This is a genomic window from Methyloversatilis sp. (assembly GCF_965284615.1).
Lineage (GTDB): Bacteria > Pseudomonadota > Gammaproteobacteria > Burkholderiales > Rhodocyclaceae > Methyloversatilis.
This window is the reverse complement of record NZ_OZ260098.1, coordinates 547366-568524: the sequence shown is the minus strand read 5'-3', so window position 1 is coordinate 568524 and position 21159 is coordinate 547366. Positions and strand designations below refer to the sequence as shown.

The following is a 21159-nucleotide window of genomic DNA, read 5'->3' as shown; positions in this document are numbered from 1 at the left end:
AGTAAGGGGGCGGTTTCATTTTAGGGGGCGACGATGCGCCCCGGGTGGTGCGCGCGCAGCTCTCGCCGCGCCGCCTCGAAGCCGGGCAGGATGGCGGCTACGGTGTCCCAGAACGCGCGCGAGTGATTGAGTTCCTTCAGGTGCGCCAGTTCGTGCGCGATCACGTAATCGATCAGCGCCGGCGAGAAATGGATCAGTCGCCAGTTCAGCCGTATCACGCCCTGCGCGGTGCACGAGCCCCACAGCGTATTGGCCGAACTGAGCACCACACGTTCGGGTGCCACGCCGATGCGCGCGCCCAGTTCGGTCGCGCGGCGGGTGAACAGCGCCAGCGCCTCCTGCTGCAGGAAGCCGCACACCGCGTCGCGCACGCGGTCGTGGTCGGCGTCGGCCGGCAGCGGCAGGCGCAGCACCTCGTCGTCGATCAGCGGGCGCGCGCAGGTGTCACCGAGTCGCAGCATGACGTGAGTGCCCAGCCAGGGCAGTCGGGCGCCGTCGCGCCAGTCGGTGCGCACCGGGGCGCGACGGGCGCGCACTTCGCCCAGCTTGGTGAATATCCAGCGTTGCTTCTCGCGCAGCGCTTCCTCGATCTGCGGCAGCGTCACCCAGTGCGGCGCGGTCACGCGCAGGCCGGATTCACCGATGGAAAAGCCGATCGAGTTGCGGCGGCTGCGGCGCAATGCGTACTCGATGATCTGCTGACCGAGCACGATGTGGCGACCGCGCGGCTGCGGCGGCGCGTTATCCGGCGTATCGAGCGCCAATTCAAGCTGCTGCGGGCTGTGGGTTTGAGCCATAGTGATGCGGGAACAGTCTGCGCATTTCACTTTCGATCCAGGCTTGAGCCTGCCCGTTGATCTGTTCCGCCGTCAAGCCCTGCGTGTCGATCGCCGGTCCGATGCTCACCGTGATCTCACCCGGCAGCTTGAGGAAGGCATTGCGCTTCCAGAAGTCGCCGGCGTTGTGCGCGATCGGCACCACCGGCGCACCGGTCACCTCGGCCAGTCGCGCGCCGCCTATCTTGTAGCGCTTCGTCTGCCCGGGCGGCATGCGCGTGCCCTCGGGAAAAACGGTCACCCAGAAACCGAGGTCGAGCAGGCGGGCGCCCTGTTCCTCGACCTGTTTCAGCGCGTCCTTGCCGGCGCCGCGGTCGATCGCGATCATCGGCATGCAGCCCAGGCCCCAGCCAAAAAACGGAATGCGCAGCAGTTCGCGCTTGAACACGAAGGCCACCGGCGGCAGGAACACCTGCAGCGCCATCGTTTCCCATGCCGACTGGTGTTTGCACAGCACCACCGCCTTGCCCTTGGGCAGGTTCTCGCTGCCGATGACGCGATGACGCAGGCCGACGATGATGCGCAGCGCGAACATGGTCAGATGCGTCCACAACCCGATCAGGCGATAGCGCACGTGCGGCGGCAGCGGCCGCGCCAGAATGGCGATCAGCGAAAACGGCGGCGTGATGACAAAGAGGAAGACGAAGAACAGCAGCGAGCGGACGAAGGGCATCAGTCGGTATTCACCGTGAGTGCGCGCACATAGGCGGCGAGGTTGTCATGAACCGGCGTGCCGGGCGGCAGCTCGGGATCGGCTTCGGTCTTCCCGCCCTTGCCGGTGCGTACCAGCACCGGCTGCGCACCGGCAGCGACGGCCGACTGCAGGTCGCGCAGGCTGTCGCCGACCACCGGTACGTCATCAAGGTTGACGTTGAAGCGCTCGGCGATCTCCAGCAGCATGCCCGGCTTCGGCTTACGGCAGGCGCACTTGGAATCGGCCGCGTGCGGACAGAAGAAAATGGCGTCGATGCGCCCGCCAGCCTGGGCGACCGTGCGGTGCATCTTGTCGTGGATGGCGGCCAGCGTGTCCATGTCGAACAGGCCGCGGCCAACGCCCGACTGGTTGGTCGCCACCACCACGCGCCAGCCCCACTGGTTGAGCAGCGCGATCGCCTCCATAGACCCTTCGATCGGCCGCCACTCCTGCGGCGACTTGATGAACTGGTCGGAGTCGTAGTTGATGACACCGTCACGGTCGAGAATGATGAGCTTCACCCGCTCAGTCCTTCAGCTCGAGACGGGAAATGTCGGCCACCGCATTCATCGCCGCTGCCAGCTCGCCCAGCAGCGCGAGGCGGTTGGTGCGCACCTTGAGGTCGTCGGCATTGACCATCACGTCGTCGAAGAAGCGGTCAACCGGCGCGCGCAGCTGCGCCAGTGCGGTCAGCGCTTCGGTGTAGCGGCCACCTTCGAGATCGGCACGCAGCGCCGGCTGCACCGCCGTCAGCGCGGCGTGCAGGTCGCGCTCGGCAGCTTCGGCGAACAAGGTCGCGTTGACACCGACCGCCACGCCATCCGCCTTCTTCAGGATGTTCACGATGCGCTTGTTGGCCGCTGCCAGCGACTGCGCCTCCGGCAGCGCCGAGAAGGCGACCACGGCTGCGAGCTTGGCGGGCACCAGGTCGATGCGCGTCGGTCGCAGCGCCAGCACCGCGTCGATCGCGCGCGCATCATGGCCGGCTTCGCGCAGCAGGTTGCGCAGACGCTCGAACATGAAATCGAGCAGTTGCGTTTCGAAATTCGCAGCGTCGCCCTCGCCCACTTGGCCGGCGCGGAAACCGCCGCGCGCAGCGGCAATCAGTTCGGCGAGATCGAGCGGCAGCGGCGTTTCCATCAGTATACGCAGCACACCGAGCGCGGCACGGCGCAGCGCGAACGGGTCCTTGTCGCCGGTCGGGATCTGACCGATGCCGAAGAAACCGGCCAGCGCGTCGATCTTGTCGGCCAGCGACACGGCGCAGGCCACCGCGCCCTCCGGCAGCGCGTCGCCGGCGAAGCGTGGGCGGTAGTGCTGCTCGACCGCCTGCGCGACGACCTCGGCTTCGCCGTCGTGCTGTGCGTAGTAACGCCCCATCACGCCCTGCAACTCGGGGAACTCGCCCACCATGTCGGTCATCAGGTCGGCCTTGGCCAGCAGACCGGCCCGCGCCGCCTGCATCACGTCAGCGCCGAGGCGGCCGCCAATGTCGGTGGCCAGACGCTGGATGCGCATGACGCGGTCGAACTGGCTGCCCAGGCGGTTGTGATAGACCACCGCCTCCATTTTCGGAATGCGTGCAGCCAGCGGCGTCTTCTTGTCCTGCTCGAAGAAGAAGCGCGCGTCCGACAGCCGGGCGCGGACGACACGCTCGTTGCCGGACACGATGTTGTGCGGGTCGGCCACCTGCATGTTGGACACCACCAGGAAGCGGTTCAGCAACTTGCCGTGGGGATCGAGCAGCGGAAAATACTTCTGGTTGGCCTTCATCGTCAGGATGAGACACTCCTGCGGCACGGCCAGGAAGTCCGGTTCGAACTGCGCGACATAGACATTCGGGTTCTCGACCAGCGCCGTCACTTCGTCGATCAGCGCTGCGTCATCGACGTGGTGTACGCCGTTGCCGATGTCGCCACAGACGTGCGCCAGTCGCTGCACGATGAGCGCGCGGCGCGCGTCGAAGGACGCCATCACCGCACCGCGCTCGTACAGCGCACGCGCGTATTCGTCGGCGTTCGCCAGCGTCACTTCGCCCTCGCCCATGAAGCGGTGGCCGCGCGTGCTGCGACCCGAGGCGTGGCCGAAGGCCTGGCCCGGCACGACGCGGTCGCCATGCAGCAGCACCAGACCGTGCACCGGGCGCACGAACTGGTAGTCGCAGTCGGCCCAGCGCATCAGCTTCGGAATCGGCAGCTTCTTCAGCGCGTCGAGCACGATGCCAGCCAGCACGTCGTCGAGCGCTGCGCCCGGCACCGTCATCGCGTAGAACAGCGTTTCGCTCTTGCCGTCCAGGCGCCGGGTGAACTGCGGCAGCGCCTCGACCGGAATGTTCTTCGCCTGCAGCTTCTTCAGCAGCGCCGGCGTCGGCTTGCCATCGGCATCGAGCGCGACGGCGACCGGCATCAGCTTTTCATCGACCACAGCGTCGGGCGCGCAGTCGGTCACGCCCTGCACCGTCAGCGCGAGACGGCGCGGGCTGGCATAGCGGTCCATGCGCGCGTCGGCGGCGACCAGCTTGCGCTCGACCAGCGCCTTGAACACCGCGTCGGCAAACACTTCACCCAGGCGCGACAGGGCCTTGGGCGGCAATTCTTCGGTCAGCAGTTCGACCAGCAATGTGGCTTGCATAGCTCTTCCAGAGGGCCGCCGCAGCGGCCTCAAAACGGTTCTGTCGGATCGGAACGGGGCAAGAACGCGGTAACTCAAGCGGCACGCAGCGCTTCGATGCGCTGGCACTCTTCCTCGCCGAGCAAGGTGCGCAGGCGCGGGCTGCTCAGGTCGGCCATCGGGAAACCGCGCTGTTCGCGCGAGGCGTAGTAGGCCTGCGCCACCAGCCGTGCCAGCGCGCGCACGCGACCGATGTAGGCAGCGCGTTCGGTCACCGAGATCGCGCCGCGCGCATCGAGCAGATTGAAGCTGTGCGAGGCCTTCATGACCATCTCGTAACCGGGCAGCGGCAGGCCGGCCTCGATCAGGCGTTTCGCCTCCGACTCGTAATCGCCGAACTGGCGGAACAGCCATTCGACATTCGAATGTTCGAAGTTGTAGGTCAACTGTTCGACCTCGTTCTGGTGATAAACATCGCCGTAACGGATGCCCGGCGCCCACACCAAGTCATACACGTTCTCGACGCCCTGCAGGTACATGGCCAGACGCTCGGCGCCGTAGGTGATTTCGCCGAGCACCGGCTTGCACGGAATCGAACCCACTTCCTGGAAGTAGGTGAACTGCGTCACCTCCATGCCATCCAGCCACACTTCCCAGCCGAGGCCCCAGGCACCCAGCGTCGGCGATTCCCAGTCGTCCTCGACGAAGCGGATGTCATGCTGCGACGGATCGAGGCCGAGTGCGCGCAGGCTGTCGATGTACAGCTCCTGGATGTTCGGCGGCGACGGCTTCAGCGCGACCTGGAACTGGTAGTAGTGCTGCAGGCGGTTCGGGTTCTCGCCGTAGCGGCCGTCCTTCGGGCGGCGCGACGGCTGCACGTAGGCGGCGCGCCAGGGCTCGGGGCCGATGGCGCGCAGGAAGGTGGCAGTGTGGAAGGTGCCGGCACCGACCTCGATGTCATAAGGTTGAAGCAGCGCGCAGTTCTGCTCGCCCCAGAAACGGGACAGACGCAGCAGCACTTCCTGGAATGTGGGTGCAGCAGACATGGAGCCAGACCGTGAGGGAAAGGCGGGATTTTACCGGCTCAGCCTCTTTTGCGCTGCACCGCGGCAAGGATGATGACGGCAAGCGCCACGAGCAGCACCGGCACATTGCCCCAGCGCATGAAGGGGGTGAGGCCCTGATAGCCCTGCAGCTCGACGCGCAGGGCCGCGCGGGTGAAGGGCGGCAGCGCCGCGACGACCCGACCGTCGGGTGTTATCGCCGCGGTCATGCCGGTGTTGGTCGCGCGCAGCATCGGGCGTCCGAGTTCGAGCGCGCGGACCTGCGCGATCTGCAGGTGCTGCGGCTGCGCCCACGAATCACCGAACCAGGCGGTGTTCGACACATTGACCAGCAGCGTCGCGTCGCGCGCGGCGGCGATCAGTTCCTCGCCGAACACGTCCTCGTAGCAGATGTTCACCGCCACCTGCTCGCCGGCCAGCGCCAGCGGCGGCTGCACTTTCGCGCCACGGCCGAAGTCGGACATCGGAATCGACAGCAGTTGCAGCGTCCATGCGAACAACGGCGGCGTGAACTCGCCGAAGGGCACCAGGTGCGACTTGCTGTAACGCGCATCGTCGTGGCCGAGCGCCACCGCACTGTTGAAATAGCGCGGGCGGCCGTTGACTTCGCCCAGCGTGACCGCACCCATCAGCACGTCGCGGCCGGTGGCGCGCACGGCCGCCAGCCAGGCCGGATCGATTTCAGCGTAGGGCAAGGGGATGGCCGTTTCCGGCAGCACCACCAGATCGGCCGGCCAGGCGCGCGCGAGGTCGAGGTAGGTCTGCATCGAATCGGGCAGGCGCTCGGGCACCCACTTCATGCTCTGTTCGATATTCCCCTGCAGCAGGCTGACCGTCAGCAGGCGTCCGGTCGGTTCGGACCAGCGCACGCTGCCGAGCAGGCCGCCGACCGCCAGCAGCGCTGCCAGCGACAGCAGCACCGGACGCAGCGCGACGCGCCGCAGCACGAACAGCGCGAGCACGCCGGCCATCAGCGCGGCGACGAAACCGGCGCCATGCACGCCGAACAGCGGCACGTAGCCGGCGAGCGGACTCGGCGTCGCATGCGCATAGCCGCTGGCCAGCCAGGGGAAGCCAGTGAACAGCGTGCCGCGCAACCACTCCGACGACACCCACAGCGCGGCGAACAGCCACGGCGTCAGCGCCACCGACGGTCGCAGCGCGCGCATGGCGGCGCAGACGGCGGCAGGGAACAGCGAAAGATAGGCGCAGAACAGCACGGTGGCCAGCAGCGACAGCGGCAAGGGCATGCCGCCGAACTGGCTCAGGCTGACATTGACCCAGGATACGCCGGCGAGGAACCAGCCCATGCCGAAAGCAAAGCCGGTGAGCGCTGCAGCGCGGACAGAAAGCGTGTTGACCAGCCATAGCAGCGTGGCCAACGCGACGACCGGCAGCGCGAACACGCCGAAGGGCGCGAAGCCGCCGACCGCGAGCGCACCAGCCGCAGCAGCAGCGGCCAGTCGGACGACCGGCTTCATTCGACGGCGGACGGTACGGCCGGAGGCGCGATGCGATCGACCATCAGCGTGTGCACGCGGCGACTGTCGGCGCGCAGCACGGTGAAGCGCAGCGCGTCGATCTGCACCACCTCGCCGCGCTTGGGCAGACGACCGATCTGGTGGATGACCAGCCCGCCCACGGTGTCGTAAGCGTCGTCGTCGAAGGTGGTGCCGAACACCTCGTTGAAGTCTTCGATCTCGGTGCCGGCCTTGACCCGGTAACGACCGGTCTGGTTGACCCGGATGTTGTCGGCCGACTCGTCGAAGTCGTACTCGTCCTCGATGTCGCCGACGATCTGCTCCAGCACGTCCTCGATGGTGACGAGACCGGCGACGCCGCCGTATTCGTTGACCACGATGGCCATGTGGTTGCGGCTGGCACGGAACTCGCGCAGCAGCACGTTCAGACGCTTCGATTCGGGGATGAATACCGCTGGCCGCAGCATGTCGCGCAGGCTGTCGTCGTCACCCGACATGAGGCGCAGCAGATCCTTGGCGAGCAGGATGCCGATCACGTCGTCGCGGTTCTCGCCGATCACCGGGAAACGCGAGTGCGCGGTGCGCAGCGCGGTCTGCACGATCTTGTCGAGCGGATCGTCGATGTCGATCACATCCATCTGCGCGCGCGGAATCATTACTTCGCGCACCGGCATGTCCGACACCTGGAGCGCGCCCTCGATGATCGAGAGGGCGTCGGCGTCCAGCAGATTGCGTTCGAAGGCGGAGTGCAGCAGCACCAGCAGTTGCTCTCTGTCTTCCGGCTCGCGCATCAGCAGATGCGACAGCCGCTCGAGGAAACCGGGGCGCTGCGAAGGTGAGGAACTACTGTCCATGCGGGACGCGGGAAACGAACACGCCGGCAGTGTAACCCGGCCAGCGTGTCGGTTTCGAGTCAGGCATCCGGAATGTCCCGGATGTCACGGCCTTACTGGACGCGCAACTCGACCCGCCGCGCCTCTTCCGGCGGACCGTCGGCAGCGGTGATTTCCGGCTTGCGCAGCTTGATGCCGGCCTCGGCGACGCCTGCGGCGACCAGCGCGTCGCGCACCGCCAGCGCCCGCGCCTTCGCCAGTTCGGCGTTCTGCGCGGCATCACCCGACGGGTCGTGGAAGCCGGACAGCAGCACGATGGCGTCCGGCGTTGCGCTCAGCGCAGCCTGCGCCCGCGCCACCGCATCGGCCAGGTCAGCGCCGGGCTCGGCACTGCCGACGGCGAAATAAATGCGCGCCAGCGCCTCGCCCACCGGCTCAGGTGCCTCGATCACCTCCACCACCTCGACCACGGTGGCATCGGCAGCCGGCTTGCCGGCCAGCGACACGGCAAAGCCGACCACCGCGGCGACGACCGCGATCACGATGATGGCCACCACTCTCAAACCGACATTGCTGTCGTCGTCCTGATCCGACATTTCAAACCTCCGTTGATTGAATCGAGTAGTCGTCCGAATAGGGATCGGCCACGCCAAGCCCTTGCAGGATGACGCGCTCCTCCGCTTCCATCGCGTCGGCATCGTCGTCCGACGTTTCATGATCCCAGCCCTGCAGGTGCAGCGTGCCGTGCACGATCAGGTGGGCGGCGTGGTCGGCAAAGGCCTTGCCCTGCTCCACCGCCTCGCGCGCCAGCACCGGCTGGCACACCACCAGGTCGCCGGCAAGATGCGCACCCTGTTCGTACGGAAACGACAGCACATTGGTCGCGTAGTCGCGGCCACGGTATTCGAGATTGAGCGCCTGCCCTTCTTGCGCATCGACGAAGCGCACCGTGATGTCGGCGCGCGCGACCACGTCCGGGTCGAGCGCGGCGCGCACCCAGCGCTTCACGTCCTCGCGCGGCGGACACCCGTCGCGCGCGCAGGCGTACTGCACCGACAGATTCAGCCGCATCAGCCGCGCGGCCCCTTGCGCATCGCGTCCTCGGCTTCGCGCTGCGCCTCGAAACGTTCGTAGGCCGACACGATGCGCGCCACCAGCGGGTGACGCACCACGTCTTCGGCGAGGAAATCGGTCATCGCGATGCCGCGCACGTCGGCAAGTATTTTCCGCGCCTCGGCCAGACCGCTCTTGTGGCCACGCGGCAGATCGACCTGGGTCAGGTCGCCGGTGATGACCGCCTTCGAGCCAATGCCCATGCGGGTGAGGAACATCTTCATCTGTTCCGGCGTCGTGTTCTGCGCCTCGTCGAGGATGATGAAGGCGTTGTTCAGCGTACGCCCGCGCATATAGGCGAGCGGCGCGATCTCGATCACCTGTCGCTCGAAGGCGCGGGCCACGCGCTCGAAACCCATCAGGTCGTACAACGCGTCGTACAGCGGGCGCAGGTAGGGATCGACCTTCTGCGCCAGGTCGCCCGGCAGGAAGCCCAGCCGCTCGCCGGCCTCGACCGCCGGTCGGGTCAGCACGATGCGCGCCACCGTCTCGCGCTCCAGCGCGTTGACCGCGCTGGCCACCGCCAGATAGGTCTTGCCGGTACCGGCCGGGCCAATGCCGAAGGTGATGTCGTGTTCCTGGATCTGCCGCAGATACTGCGTCTGGCGCGGCGTGCGGCCGTGCAGATTGCTCTTGCGCGTCATCAGCACCGGGGCCGCGGGTTCGGCGGCGATGCGGTTCGACAGCTCGATCAGGCCGAGCTGTATCGCGTCTATGCTCAAGTGCTCGGTGGCCGCCGCATAGAAATGGCGCAAGGCTGCGGCCGCCCGCTGCGACTGGCCCGGCTCGCCGCTGACGCGGAAGCGCTCGCCGCGGCGAGCGATCTCGACGTCGTAAGCCGTTTCGAGCTGGCGCAGGTTTTCGTCGAGCACACCGCAGAGGTTGGCCAGCCGCGCGTTGTCCAGCGGCTCCAGCACCAGTTCGAGCGGCCGCGGCTTCAAGCGCTGACCGCCTCGCGGATGACCACTTCGCCACGCAGGCTGTGCGGCAGCGCGCTGGTGATGCGCACGTCGATGAACTGATTGATCAGCCGCGCCGGGCCGGGGAAATTGACGACGCGGTTGTTGTCGGTGCGACCCGCCAGTTCGGCGGCGTCCTTGCGCGCGTGCCCCTCGACCAGGATGCGCTGCACGCTGCCGACCATGCTCTGACTGATCGCCTGCGCCTGCTCGTCGATGCGCTTCTGCAGCCGCGCCAGCCGCGCCAGCTTGACGTCCTGCGGCGTGTCGTCGGCCAGATCGGCCGCCGGTGTGCCCGGGCGGGCGCTATAGATGAAGCTGAAGCTGCCGTCGAAGCCGACGTCGTCGATCAGCTTCATCGTCTTTTCGAAATCCTCCTCGGTCTCGCCGGGGAAGCCGACGATGAAGTCGGACGTCAGCGACAGGTCGGGCCGCGCCGCGCGCAGCTTTCGCACGACCGCCTTGTATTCGAGCGCGGTGTAGCCGCGCTTCATCGCCGCCAGTACGCGGTCGGAACCCGACTGCACCGGCAGGTGCAGTTGCGATACCAGCTTGGGCAGTTTCGCGTAGGCGTCGAACAGGCGCTGCGTCATTTCGCGCGGGTGCGAGGTGGTGTAGCGGATGCGCTCGATGCCCGGGACTTCATGCACGCATTCGAGCAGGAAGGCGAAATCACCGATGTCATCCGAGCCGCGGCTGATCGGCGCACGCCAGGCATTGACGTTCTGGCCGAGCAAGGTCACTTCCTTCACGCCCTGCCCGACCAGCGTGGCGATCTCGGTCAGGATGTCGTCAAGCGGGCGCGACACTTCCTCGCCGCGCGTATAGGGCACGACGCAGAAGGTGCAGTACTTGGAGCAGCCTTCCATGATGGACACGAAGGCAGTCGCGCCCTCGACCCGGGCCGGCGGCATGTGGTCGAACTTCTCGATCTCCGGGAAGCTGATGTCAACCTGCGGCCGGCCGCTGGCGCGGCGCTTCGAAATGAGGTCGGGCAGGCGGTGCAGCGTCTGCGGGCCGAACACCAGATCGACGTAGGGCGCGCGCTCGACGATGGCCGCCCCCTCCTGGCTGGCGACGCAGCCGCCGACGCCGATGATCAGGTTGGGGTTGTCGCGCTTCAGGTGCTTCACCCGTCCGAGATCGTGGAACACCTTCTCCTGCGCCTTCTCGCGCACCGAGCAGGTGTTGAACAGGATCACGTCGGCGTCTTCCGGACGGTCGGTCTTTTCCAGACCTTCGGCGTCGCCGAGCACATCGGCCATCTTGTCCGAGTCGTACTCGTTCATCTGGCAGCCGAAGGTCTTGATGTAAATCTTGCGGGTCATCGAAGGGGACGGGGAAATTACTGTTTGGGTGCCGGCAGGTCGATCTCTTCGGGCGACAACACCCAGACGCGATACAGGTCACCGTTGTTGTCGAGCTTGTAACGGACCACCTGCTCGCTGCCTATCATCACCGGCAGCATGATGCGGTTGTCGGTCGAACGGATCTGGGCGCCGGGCGCCAGCCTGAAGGTGTACTTGCCGACTTCGACCATGCCATCGACCGGCGGCTTCATCTTCGCCTTGATTGCATCCGGCGGAATCGCGCGCAGCTGCGCCGCAGCGAGCAGCGGCAGGCAGAGCAGGACGGCACACAGGGCGGAAGGCAGGCGCATCGGAGCCGGGGCGAGGAAGCGGTCGGGAATCCACGGATTGTAGCGTGCGCTCACCGCGAACCCAAACCAGCGCGAACGCACTGCAGGCGGGGCGCTCCGCTCGGCTTACATGTTGCAACGCAATGAACGCTTGCAGTTGTTAGCACTCAAACGCGGGGAGTGCTAATCTTGCTTCCCAAGGGAGGAATGAATCATGACCCATGCTCTGATGGTTCCGAATCTGTCGATGCCCGGCGCGCTGGGCAATATCGACAGCTATATCCAGGCCGCCAACCGCGTGCCCCTGCTCAGCGAAGAGCAGGAACAGTCACTTGCCCGCCGTTTCCGCGACGACGAAGACCTCGAAGCCGCCCGCGCGCTGGTCATGTCGCACCTGCGTCTGGTGGTGGCGATCGCCCGCGGCTATCTCGGCTACGGCCTGCCGCACGCCGACCTGATCCAGGAAGGCAATATCGGCCTGATGAAGGCGGTGAAGCGCTTCGACCCGGACCGCGGTGTGCGTCTGGTGTCGTTCGCGATCCACTGGATCAAGGCGGAAATCCACGAATACATCCTGCGCAACTGGCGTCTGGTCAAGGTTGCCACGACCAAGGCGCAGCGCAAGCTCTTCTTCAACCTGCGCAGCCTCAAGAACAGCAGCAACACGCTGAACCCGGCCGAAGTGCGGGAAGTGGCGAAGACGCTGGGCGTAAAGCCGGAAGAAGTGGTCGAGATGGAAACCCGTCTGACCGGGCAGGACGTCGCGCTCGAAGGCAGCAGCGAGGATGACGATCGCGACAGTGCCCGTCTGGCGCCCATCCACTGGCTGGCCGACTCGGCCGCCGAGCCGCTGGAAGTGCTGGAGGCCGCGCAGAACGTGCGCCTGCAGGAAGACGGCCTGCATTCGGCCCTGGCCTCGCTCGACGACCGCAGCCGCACTATCGTGCAGCGTCGCTGGCTGGCGCAGGACGGCGAAGCCGCCACCCTGCATGAACTGGCCGCGGAGTACGGCGTGTCGGCCGAACGCATCCGCCAGATCGAAGCCAAGGCGATGCAGAAGATGAAGGCGTCGATGCAGAAGATGCTGGGCATGGCCGCCTGATCTTCGTTTGCCCCAACAAAAAAGCGACCCGAGGGTCGCTTTTTTGTTGGGGTCAGCGCCCAGGATCAACCTTGGGCCAGCAATGCCTTCAGGTCGTCGGCGATCTTCTGCGGCGTTTCGCCGTGGCGGATGAACAGCCGCAGGCGCCCCTGTGTGTCATGTACATAGGTGCCAGCCGAGTGATCCAGCGTGTAGCTATCCGGCGTACTGCCCGGCACCTTCTGATAGAAAATCTTGTATTCCTTCGCGACCGCAGCGGTGGCCGCCGCGTCGCCGCGCAGGCCGACGAAGGACGCATCGAACTTCGGCACGTAGGCGGCCAGCAGTTCGGTGGAATCGCGCTCCGGGTCCAGCGTCACGAACAGCACCTGCACCTTGGCAGCGTCAGGTCCGAGCAGGGCCAGCGCCTGTTTCATCGTCGCCAGACTGGTCGGGCAGACGTCCGGACAGTGCGTGAAGCCGAAGAACAGCGTGACCGCCTTGCCCTTATAGTCGGCCAGCGAGCGCGTCGCACCCGTGTGGTCGGTCAGCGCAAAGCCCTTGCCGTAGTCGGCGCCGGTGATATCCACGCTGTGGAAGGTCGGACCGGACGGCGCGCAGCCGACCAGCCCTGCCGACAGCAGGGCGGCGAGAAAAAGACGGCGCTTCATAGCGGAATGTAGTGGTTGACCAGCAGAGCCGCGAACAGCAGCGACAGGTGCCACAGCGAAAAACGGAAAGTCTTCTTCGCCAGTTCGTCCGAGTAATTGCGCATCAGGCGCCAGGCGTAGACGATGAACATGCCGGACAGCACCACCGCCGACACGAGGTAGATCCAGCCGCTCATGCGTGAGGCGAAGGGCAGCATGGTCACCGCGAACAGGATGAGGGTGTACAGGAACACCTGCAGCCGCGTGTATTCGGCACCGTGTGTCACCGGCAGCATGGGCAGACCCGCCTTGGCGTACTCCTGCGTGCGATACAGCGCCAGCGCCCAAAAATGCGGCGGCGTCCAGGCGAAGATGATCAGAAACAGCAGCAGGGCGTCGGCCGACACCTCGCCGGTCACCGCGGCCCAGCCCAGCACCGGCGGCATCGCGCCGGAGGCGCCGCCGATCACGATGTTCTGCGGCGTCGCCGGCTTCAGGAACACGGTGTAGATGATGGCGTAGCCGATGAAAGTACCCAGCGTCAGCCACATGGTGAGCGGATTCACCCAGTGGTACAGCATGGACAGGCCGGCGCCGCCGACCACGCCCGAGAAAGCCAGCGTTTCCAGCGAATTCACCTCGCCACGCGGCAGTGGACGGGCGCGGGTGCGCGCCATCACCGCGTCGATCTTCTGCTCGACCAGGCAGTTCACCGCAGCCGCTGCACCGGCGACCAGGGCGATACCGACGGTCGCCGCCGCGACGATGCCGAAATCAGGCAGGCCGGCCGGCACCGCCAGGAACATGCCGATGACCGCACAGAACACGATCAGCGACACGACGCGCGGCTTGGTCAGCTGCAGGTAATTCGCGAGCCTCAGCGAGAAGGGCTGGATATCAAGCCGCAGGGCTTTCATTTAGAACTCCGGAAACGCGTTGCTGCGCCGTGGCGCGAACTCGATAGTTTATCAGCACCATGAGGATCACCAATGCTGCAGCGCCACCGTTGTGCGCAGCGGCCAGCGGCAGCGGCAGGCTGAACCACACGTTGGCCAGGCCCAGCATGATCTGCAGCGCGAGCACGCCCAGCAGCGCGGTGCCGAGCGGACGGTGGCCGGCAGCGCGCAGCGCGAAGCCCAGCGCGCCGATCACCAGTGCGGCGACGATGGCACCGACGCGATGCATCCAGTGGATGGCGGTCAGCGCATCCATGGTCAGCGTTTCGCCGTCGGCGCTCTGCCCCAGTTCGCGCACGATGTGGAAACCGTTGCGGATATCCATCTGCGGCACCCACTCGCCGTGGCAGGTCGGCAGGTCGGTACAGGCGAGCGCCGCGTAATTGGTGCTGACCCAGCCGCCCAGCGATATCTGCATCGCCAGCACGACGAAGGCAACCACCGCCAGCGCGCGCGTCGCCGGCGACACGGTCGGCATCGCCGGCCCGCGCGTGCGGGCATACAGCCATACCAGCAGGGTGAGCACGGTCAGCCCGCCGATCAGGTGACCGGTCACGATGGCCGGCTTCAGCAGCATGGTCACCGTCCACTTGCCGAACATCGCCTGCAGGAAAAGCACGCCGACCAGCACCGTTGCCAGCACCGGCGACGCGCCCGCTTCACGACGGTGACGCCAGGCAAGTGCAGCGATCGCCAGGATGAACAGACCGACGATGCCCGCGAAGTAGCGGTGAATCATCTCCTTCCACGCCTTGGCGAAGGTGACCGGACCTTCGGGGTTCGCTTCCTGTGCCGCGGTGATGTGCTCGGACGCATGAATCACCGTGACGTGGCCGTAACAGCCCGGCCAGTCCGGACAGCCGAGGCCGGCGTCGGACAGTCTTACGTAGGCGCCGAGGACGATCAGCGCGAAAGTCATTGCAATCGTGGCAAGCAACAGCGTGCGATAGGTTTTCATCAGCCCAGCCTCGAGTACTTCATCAAACGTTGGAAATCCTTGATCATCTTCTTCGGATCCGGGTCATCCGGGTAACGCATCATCACCTGCCCCAACGGGTTGACCAGGTGAATGGCGCGCGGATGCGTCGCATCGCCGGCGAACGCGCCCAGCGTGGCGCTGCCGGCCGCCTTGACCACGTGCATGCCTTCGATCGCGGTCAGCAGTTCCGCCTTGGGCTGCGTACCGTCGGTCACCAGCCACACGCGCTCGATGCGTTCCTGGTGTTCGCCCTGCGCCTTGCGCACCTGGCGGATGTAATAGAGCAGTTCCTCGCACTTCGCATCGCAGGCGCCGCCGTCGGCCAGCACCAGGGTCCAGCGCCCCTTGATGGACGCAAAGTCGAAAGGTTTGCCATCGACCGTGGTCAGCGCCTCGGCCGGCAGCGCGCGCGGCGACAGCAATTGACCGTAGTTCACCGTGCTGTCGGGGCGCCACAGGAAATACATCGCGTAGGACGCGAGCAGCGGCAACACGCATATCACCGCCAGCACGATCAGGACCTTCTTGCCTTTCAAGACTTCTCTCCCTCTTTCTGCATGGCTGCGTACAGCCCGAATACCAGCGTGACCAGCGCAAACGCGTACCACTGCGCGGCGTACATCCAGTGTTTCTCGACGCCGAACTCCGGCTTCACGTCGTCGCGCCTCAAGCCGTCGGCCGCATCACCGGTCTGCACGAGAATGAAGGGCGCGAGCTGCAGGCCGGTCGTCTTCGCCACGCGGTTGACCGTGACGTTCTGCCAGACGGCGCCCTGCACCGCATCGCCCGACAGTTCGACGAAGCGCGGCTGCGCACGCGTTACCACGCCCTCGATGCGCTGCAGCCCGGCCGGCGATGCAACCGGCGGCAACACGTCTCGCCGCCCGCCGTGACGGACCCAACCGCGCGCAACAAGCACACAGCGCTGCGCGGTCTGACACAGCGGCATGTGCACCAGGAAACCGGCCTGTCCGTCGCGGACCTGGTTGTCGGCGTAGATCAGCACGTCGCTGCGCCAGTTGCCGGACACCGTCGCGCGCGCGAACTCGGGCGGCGCCTGATCACTCCACTGGTCCAGGTCGAGCGGCGGCTGCCGCTGCTGCGCCGCGTAAGCGTCTGCCAGCGACTGCTTGTAGTGTGCGCGGGCGGTCTGCCAGCGCGCCGCCGACAGCGTGACGCCGATCACCAGCAGGCAGGCCAGCGCAGGCCACAGGCGTATGCGAAAACGACGGCGGGCGAAATGGAACTGGAACATTGCTGTCGGACGCCCGGCAGGTACACTGACCACCCGGACTAAGGATTCTTCCTGATGCGTTATCTCGTGATATTCATGCTGCTGACCGTGATCGCCAGCCTCGGTTCAGCGCTGTTCTTCCTGTTTCGCGACAGCGGCAACTCGAGCCGCATGCTGCGCTCGCTGGCCATCCGCGTCGGCCTGTCGATGGCGCTGTTCATCTTCCTGATGCTCGGCTACCGCTTCGGATTCATCACCGGCAAGCTCTGACCACCGGCGGCACCTCGCCGCCGAAAGCCACCCGCCCCAACGCTCCCTACCCACGAAAAAAAGCGCCGCACGATGTGCGGCGCCGAGCGTTTATTTTATAAGGGCTCTTTTTGCTTACCGGCCCACTCTCCTCCTCGCAGATCCCGTCTTTACATCAAATCCAGTACACGACGACGAACAGAAGCAGCCAGACGACGTTGACAAAGTGCCAGTACCACGCGACAGCCTCGAAGCCGAAGTGGTTTTCCGGGCTGAAATGCCCGGCGAAGACGCGGCACAGTATCACGATAAGCATCGTTGCACCAACCGTCACGTGGAAGCCGTGGAAGCCGGTCAGCATGTAGAACACGGAACCGAACACGCCGGTGGTCATCTTGACGTTCAGGTCCGAGTAGGCGTGCATGTATTCGTAGGCCTGGAAGCCAAGGAATACGACGCCGAGCGCGATGGTCAGGAACAGACCCAGCTTGAGCTGGCCGCGGTTGTTGTGCAGCAGGCCGTGGTGCGCCCAAGTGAGCGTGACGCCGGAGGTCAGCAGCAGCAGCGTGTTGATCGCCGGAATACCCCAGGCGCCCATCGGCGTGAACGGACCGCCGTCATAGCCCGGGCCCGCGTTCGGCCACATGGCTTTGGCATCCGGCCACAGCAGCGCCTGATGTTCGAGGCTGGCCAGATCCGGCATGGCGAGCACACGGGCGTAGAACAGCGCGCCGAAGAAGGCGGCGAAGAACATCACTTCAGAGAAGATGAACCAGCCCATCGCCCAGCGGAAGGAGACCCCCACGCGCTTGCTGTACAGGCCGCCTTCGGATTCGTGCGCAACTTTGCCGAACCAGGAATACATCATGTAGAACAGGACCAGCACCCCTGCGCCGAGCACGAAGCCGCCGCCGGTGATCTTGTTCATCGTCAGCACAGAACCCAGTGCAAACAGGAACAGCGCGATCGAACCCGTGATCGGGTAGGTCGATGGCGCAGGTACGTAGTAGTAGGGGGCCTGTTGTGGCGTATGCGAGCTCATTTATGTTTTTCCTTCCCGGTTTCTCTCAAGCGATGCTTATCAGAATTCTTACACCCAAGATCACTGCAATCACGAACAGCGCTGCAGCCACAACGCCCGTGATGATAACTTGCAACGGCGTCAGCGATGACACCGCTGCGTCGTGATCGCCCTTGCGGCGTATGCCGACGAAGGCCGAAAGCACTGTCACCACACCCTTCACGAACCCGGCCATTTCAGCCTCCCGTGCGACCGTCCTGCGTCGTCGCTGCAGTCGCCCCCGGCACCTCGAAGAAGGTGTAGGAGAGCGTGATCGTGTTGATGTCCTTCGGCAGATCGGGCGACACGAGGAAGGCAATCGGCATGCGTCGCGTTTCCCCGGCTGCCAGCGTCTGCTGCTTGAAACAGAAACAGTCGAGCTTCTGGAAGTACTGCATCGCCGCCGACGGCGTGTAACTCGGAATCGCCTGTCCCGTCACCGCGTTCTCGCGCGTGTTCGAAACTTCGTACTCCACCGTCACCACCTCACCCGGATGAACCACGAGTGAGCCGGTCACCGGCTTGAAATTCCACGGCAGCTTGTGCAGGTTCGCATCGAACTCGACCGTCACGTTCCGCGAACGATCGACCTGGGTATTGAGCGGCAGCGTGTTGTCCTGCTTGTTCAGGTTGTTGACGTCGAGCACTTGGCACAGCTTTTCGTAGAACGGCACCAGCGCATAGCCGAAGCCGAACATCAGAAAAGCCGACACCACCAGGCGTATCAGCGTCGAACGGTTGCGGCGCTCGGAACCGGCCGCAACCCGGGTTTGCTCGGTCATTGACCCGACATCCCGTAACGCACGACAAACAGCACGAACACCGCCACCGCGGTGGCCGCCAGCCACAACGCCGTGCGGACGTTGCGGCGGCGGAGTGCCTCATCCATCTCGGTCACGCCAATACTCACTTGAAGACCGGCGGGGTTTCGAAGGTGTGGTGCGGCGCCGGCGACGGCACCGTCCATTCGAGACCTTCAGCACCGTCCCAGGGCTTGGCCGAAGCTTTCTCGCCACCCTTCATGCACTTCAGCACGACAACCAGGAACACCAGCTGCGACAGGCCGAAACCGAAGGCACCGATCGACGAGATCATGTTGAACTCGGCGAACTGCAGCGAGTAGTCCGGGATACGACGCGGCATGCCGGCCAGACCCAGGAAGTGCTGCACGAAGAAGGTCATGTTGAAGAAGATCAGCGACAGCCAGAAATGCAGCTTGCCCAGCTTCTCGTCGTACATGTGGCCAGTCCACTTCGGCAGCCAGTAGTAGGCGCCGGCGTAGGCCGAGAACAGCGCACCCGCCACCATCACGTAGTGGAAGTGGGCGACGACGTAGTAGCTGTCGTGCAGTTGCACGTCCACCGCCGTCATCGACAGCACCAGTCCGGAGAAACCGCCCAGCGTGAAGAGGAAGAGGAAGCCGATCGAGAACAGCATCGGGGTTTCGAAGGTCAGCGAGCCGCGCCACATCGTGGCCACCCAGTTGAACACCTTCACGCCGGTCGGGATCGCGATCAGCATGGTGGCGAACATGAAGTACAGCTGGCCGGCCACCGGCATGCCCACCGTGTACATGTGGTGCGCCCACACGATGAAGGACAGGATGGCGATCGACGAGGTCGCGTACACCATCGAGGCGTAGCCGAACAGCGGCTTGCGCGAGAAGGCCGGAATCACTTGCGACACGACGCCGAAGGCCGGGATCGCGATGATGTACACCTCGGGGTGACCGAAGAACCAGAAGATGTGCTGGTACAGCACCGGGTCACCACCACCGGCAGCATTGAAGAAGCTGGTGCCGAAGTGACGGTCGGTCAGGATCATGGTGACCGCGCCAGCCAGAACCGGCATCACGGCGATGACCAAGTAGGCGGTGATCAGCCAGGTCCAGCAGAACAGCGGCATCTTCATCAGCGTCATGCCCGGCGCGCGCATGTTCAGGATCGTGGTGACGATGTTGATCGAGCCCATGATCGAGGAGATGCCGAGGATGTGGACCGCGAAGATCGCCATGTCCATGCCGATGCCCATCTGGATGGTCAGCGGCGGATACAGCGTCCAGCCCGACGCGGCGGCACCGCCCGGAACCAGCAGCGAGGTCGTCAGCAGGATGGCGGCCGGCGGCAGCAGCCAGAACGACCAGTTGTTCATGCGCGCGAACGCCATGTCGGATGCGCCGATCATCAGCGGGATCATCCAGTTCGCGAAGCCGACGAAGGCCGGCATGATGGCGCCGAACACCATGATGAGACCGTGCAGCGTCGTCATCTGGTTGAAGCGGTCGGGATCGACCACCTGCAGGCCCGGCTGGAACAGCTCGGCACGGATCACCAGCGCCATGATGCCGCCGACGATGAACATTGCGAACGAGAACCACAGGTACATCGAGCCGATGTCCTTGTGATTGGTGGTGGTTACCCAGCGCATCAGTCCGCTGGGGTGGTGATCATGCGAGTGATCGTGCGAGTGGTCGGCACCGCCCGGAATCGCAGCCATGTGTATCTCCTGGAAATCTAGAAAGTGACTGAACGTTCAGAGAGCCGCTTACTCTTCGCGGGCCATCTTGATGTCCGACGGTTGGATGACCTCGCCCGTCGCATTGCTCCAGCTGTTGCGCGTGTAGGTCAGCACTGCAGCCAGATCGGTATCGCTCAGGTGCTTGAACGCAGCCATCGCGGTACCCGACTTGCCGTTCATCACGAGATGGATCTGCGCGTCCTGCGAGCCGAGCACCACCTTCGAGCCGTCGAGCGCGGGGAAGGCCGGCGGCAGCCCCTGGCCATTGGCCTGGTGACAGGCGGCACAGTTGGCGGCGAACACCTTGGCACCACGCGGGGTCAGTTCCTCGACGGTGTACATCTTGTTCGGATCATCAGCGGCAGCGGCCAGTTCGGTCTTCTTCTTTTCGACCCAGGCCGCGTATTCGTCTTCGGTCACGACCTTGACGACGATGGGCATGTAGCCATGGTCCTTGCCGCACAGTTCTGCGCACTGACCGCGGAAGGTGCCGGTCTTCTCGGCACGGAACCAGGTGTCACGGATGAAACCGGGAATCGCGTCCTGCTTGACCGCCAGCGCCGGCACCCACCATGCGTGGATCACGTCGTTCGCGGTGGTCAGGATGCGCACCTTCTTGCCGACCGGCACGACCAGCTCGTTGTCGAACTTCGAGCAGGTAGTCGGTGCCCTTGGCCGCTTCGTTGCGGATCTGCGGCTGCGGCGTCAACAGGTTGCTGGTGAAGCTGATGCCTTCACCGTCGCCCTTCAGGTAGTCATAGCCCCACTTCCACTGATAGCCGGTGGCCTTGATCGTGATATCGGGGTTGCTGGTGTCACGCATCGCGAGGATGGTCTTGGTCGCCGGCCAGGCCATGCCGAGCAGGATGAAGACCGGAACGATGGTCCACAGGATTTCTACCGTGGTGCTTTCGTGGAAGGTTGCAGCCTTGTGGCCGGCGGACTTGCGGTGCACGAACACCGACCAGAACATCACGCCGAAGACGGCCACGAAAATGACGCCACAGACGATGGTCATCAGCAGGTGGAGGTCATACACCTTCTGACCCAGTTCGGTGATCGGCTCCTGCAGATTGAGCTTCATTTCCGCCTGGGCGAGCCCGGCAAGCAGAAACAACCCCATCCCGGCCCACGCCCTGCGGGCGATGGACGAGCCACCTCTTGTTAGCGCCATATTGCAACCCCAAATATATGTTGTGATTGA

At 65.1% G+C, this 21159-nt stretch carries 24 protein-coding genes and 1 pseudogene; 2 read left to right on the top strand and 23 right to left on the bottom strand.

Going from position 1 to position 21159, the window contains the following annotated elements; genetic code table 11:
- Positions 1–20: 20 nt before the first annotated feature.
- The 12 genes from ACQ66H_RS02790 to ACQ66H_RS02735 all read right to left on the bottom strand — a co-directional run bounded on the left by ACQ66H_RS02790 (position 21) and on the right by ACQ66H_RS02735 (position 11304).
- A complete protein-coding gene (locus tag ACQ66H_RS02790; RefSeq protein WP_019915436.1) occupies positions 21–797 on the bottom strand; it encodes a M48 family metallopeptidase in 777 nt (258 codons plus the stop codon).
- On the bottom strand, positions 766–1509 hold the full coding sequence (locus tag ACQ66H_RS02785) for a lysophospholipid acyltransferase family protein (protein WP_430432717.1): 744 nt from the start codon (positions 1507–1509) through the stop codon (positions 766–768). The genes ACQ66H_RS02790 and ACQ66H_RS02785 overlap by 32 nt, the downstream gene beginning before the upstream one ends.
- Complete coding sequence (gene gmhB, locus ACQ66H_RS02780; RefSeq protein WP_430432716.1) at positions 1509–2051, bottom strand: D-glycero-beta-D-manno-heptose 1,7-bisphosphate 7-phosphatase; 543 nt, start codon at positions 2049–2051, stop codon at positions 1509–1511. Before gmhB ends, ACQ66H_RS02785 begins: the two co-directional genes overlap by 1 nt.
- A gap of 4 nt (positions 2052–2055) precedes the next feature.
- Entirely contained in the window at positions 2056–4161 is a 2106-nt protein-coding gene (gene glyS, locus ACQ66H_RS02775) for a glycine--tRNA ligase subunit beta (protein ID WP_430432715.1), read from the bottom strand.
- 74 nt (positions 4162–4235) lie between these two features.
- Entirely contained in the window at positions 4236–5186 is a 951-nt protein-coding gene (gene glyQ / locus ACQ66H_RS02770) for a glycine--tRNA ligase subunit alpha (RefSeq protein WP_430432714.1), read from the bottom strand.
- 38 nt (positions 5187–5224) lie between these two features.
- On the bottom strand, positions 5225–6685 hold the full coding sequence (gene lnt / locus ACQ66H_RS02765) for an apolipoprotein N-acyltransferase (protein ID WP_430432713.1): 1461 nt from the start codon (positions 6683–6685) through the stop codon (positions 5225–5227).
- Positions 6682–7539: an HlyC/CorC family transporter gene (locus tag ACQ66H_RS02760; protein WP_430432712.1), complete on the bottom strand. Its 858-nt coding sequence runs from the start codon at positions 7537–7539 to the stop codon at positions 6682–6684. The genes lnt and ACQ66H_RS02760 overlap by 4 nt, the downstream gene beginning before the upstream one ends.
- A gap of 92 nt (positions 7540–7631) precedes the next feature.
- On the bottom strand, positions 7632–8114 hold the full coding sequence (locus tag ACQ66H_RS02755) for an OmpA family protein (RefSeq protein WP_304013126.1): 483 nt from the start codon (positions 8112–8114) through the stop codon (positions 7632–7634).
- 1 nt (position 8115) lies between these two features.
- Complete coding sequence (gene ybeY / locus ACQ66H_RS02750; RefSeq protein ID WP_430432711.1) at positions 8116–8589, bottom strand: rRNA maturation RNase YbeY; 474 nt, start codon at positions 8587–8589, stop codon at positions 8116–8118.
- The gene (locus ACQ66H_RS02745) at positions 8589–9572 is read right to left on the bottom strand and encodes a PhoH family protein (protein WP_430432710.1); all 984 of its coding nucleotides are present in this window, start codon (positions 9570–9572) and stop codon (positions 8589–8591) included. The genes ybeY and ACQ66H_RS02745 overlap by 1 nt, the downstream gene beginning before the upstream one ends.
- Positions 9569–10918 (bottom strand): tRNA (N6-isopentenyl adenosine(37)-C2)-methylthiotransferase MiaB, encoded by a 1350-nt coding sequence (gene miaB, locus ACQ66H_RS02740; protein WP_430432709.1) that lies wholly within the window; start codon positions 10916–10918, stop codon positions 9569–9571. Before miaB ends, ACQ66H_RS02745 begins: the two co-directional genes overlap by 4 nt.
- Positions 10919–10935: 17 nt before the next feature.
- A complete protein-coding gene (locus tag ACQ66H_RS02735) occupies positions 10936–11304 on the bottom strand; it encodes a hypothetical protein (RefSeq protein WP_430432708.1) in 369 nt (122 codons plus the stop codon).
- A gap of 139 nt (positions 11305–11443) precedes the next feature.
- Between ACQ66H_RS02735 and rpoH the strand changes: the two genes are divergently transcribed.
- Positions 11444–12331, top strand: a complete 888-nt coding sequence (rpoH, locus tag ACQ66H_RS02730) for an RNA polymerase sigma factor RpoH (protein WP_430432707.1) — start codon at positions 11444–11446, stop codon at positions 12329–12331.
- A gap of 65 nt (positions 12332–12396) precedes the next feature.
- Here the strand turns inward: rpoH and ACQ66H_RS02725 are convergent, their stop codons facing one another.
- From ACQ66H_RS02725 to ACQ66H_RS02705, 5 genes are read right to left on the bottom strand one after another with little or no spacing between them, the layout of a single operon-like run.
- On the bottom strand, positions 12397–12981 hold the full coding sequence (locus ACQ66H_RS02725; protein WP_430432706.1) for an SCO family protein: 585 nt from the start codon (positions 12979–12981) through the stop codon (positions 12397–12399).
- On the bottom strand, positions 12978–13877 hold the full coding sequence (gene cyoE, locus ACQ66H_RS02720) for a heme o synthase (RefSeq protein ID WP_430432705.1): 900 nt from the start codon (positions 13875–13877) through the stop codon (positions 12978–12980). The genes ACQ66H_RS02725 and cyoE overlap by 4 nt, the downstream gene beginning before the upstream one ends.
- Positions 13858–14874 carry a COX15/CtaA family protein gene (locus ACQ66H_RS02715; protein ID WP_020163274.1) on the bottom strand — a complete coding sequence of 339 codons (1017 nt, stop codon included), beginning with the start codon at positions 14872–14874 and terminating at the stop codon, positions 13858–13860. The genes cyoE and ACQ66H_RS02715 overlap by 20 nt, the downstream gene beginning before the upstream one ends.
- The gene (locus ACQ66H_RS02710) at positions 14874–15431 is read right to left on the bottom strand and encodes an SCO family protein (protein WP_430432704.1); all 558 of its coding nucleotides are present in this window, start codon (positions 15429–15431) and stop codon (positions 14874–14876) included. The genes ACQ66H_RS02715 and ACQ66H_RS02710 overlap by 1 nt, the downstream gene beginning before the upstream one ends.
- On the bottom strand, positions 15428–16150 hold the full coding sequence (locus ACQ66H_RS02705; protein WP_430432703.1) for an SURF1 family protein: 723 nt from the start codon (positions 16148–16150) through the stop codon (positions 15428–15430). Before ACQ66H_RS02705 ends, ACQ66H_RS02710 begins: the two co-directional genes overlap by 4 nt.
- A gap of 54 nt (positions 16151–16204) precedes the next feature.
- Between ACQ66H_RS02705 and ACQ66H_RS02700 the strand changes: the two genes are divergently transcribed.
- Positions 16205–16399 (top strand): twin transmembrane helix small protein, encoded by a 195-nt coding sequence (locus ACQ66H_RS02700; protein ID WP_019915456.1) that lies wholly within the window; start codon positions 16205–16207, stop codon positions 16397–16399.
- 154 nt (positions 16400–16553) lie between these two features.
- Here the strand turns inward: ACQ66H_RS02700 and ACQ66H_RS02695 are convergent, their stop codons facing one another.
- The 6 genes and pseudogenes from ACQ66H_RS02695 to coxB all read right to left on the bottom strand — a co-directional run bounded on the left by ACQ66H_RS02695 (position 16554) and on the right by coxB (position 21039).
- Entirely contained in the window at positions 16554–17420 is an 867-nt protein-coding gene (locus ACQ66H_RS02695) for a cytochrome c oxidase subunit 3 (protein WP_430432702.1), read from the bottom strand.
- Between the two features lie 25 nt (positions 17421–17445).
- Positions 17446–17634 (bottom strand): DUF2970 domain-containing protein, encoded by a 189-nt coding sequence (locus tag ACQ66H_RS02690; RefSeq protein WP_019915458.1) that lies wholly within the window; start codon positions 17632–17634, stop codon positions 17446–17448.
- Position 17635: 1 nt separating this feature from the next.
- On the bottom strand, positions 17636–18220 hold the full coding sequence (locus tag ACQ66H_RS02685) for a cytochrome c oxidase assembly protein (RefSeq protein WP_304005386.1): 585 nt from the start codon (positions 18218–18220) through the stop codon (positions 17636–17638).
- Positions 18217–18327 (bottom strand): cytochrome oxidase small assembly protein, encoded by a 111-nt coding sequence (locus tag ACQ66H_RS02680; RefSeq protein ID WP_304005564.1) that lies wholly within the window; start codon positions 18325–18327, stop codon positions 18217–18219. The genes ACQ66H_RS02685 and ACQ66H_RS02680 overlap by 4 nt, the downstream gene beginning before the upstream one ends.
- A gap of 17 nt (positions 18328–18344) precedes the next feature.
- On the bottom strand, positions 18345–19934 hold the full coding sequence (ctaD, locus tag ACQ66H_RS02675; protein ID WP_020163268.1) for a cytochrome c oxidase subunit I: 1590 nt from the start codon (positions 19932–19934) through the stop codon (positions 18345–18347).
- 48 nt (positions 19935–19982) lie between these two features.
- Positions 19983–21039 (bottom strand): annotated as a pseudogene (coxB, locus tag ACQ66H_RS02670) (cytochrome c oxidase subunit II).
- Between the last annotated feature and the right edge of the window lie 120 nt (positions 21040–21159).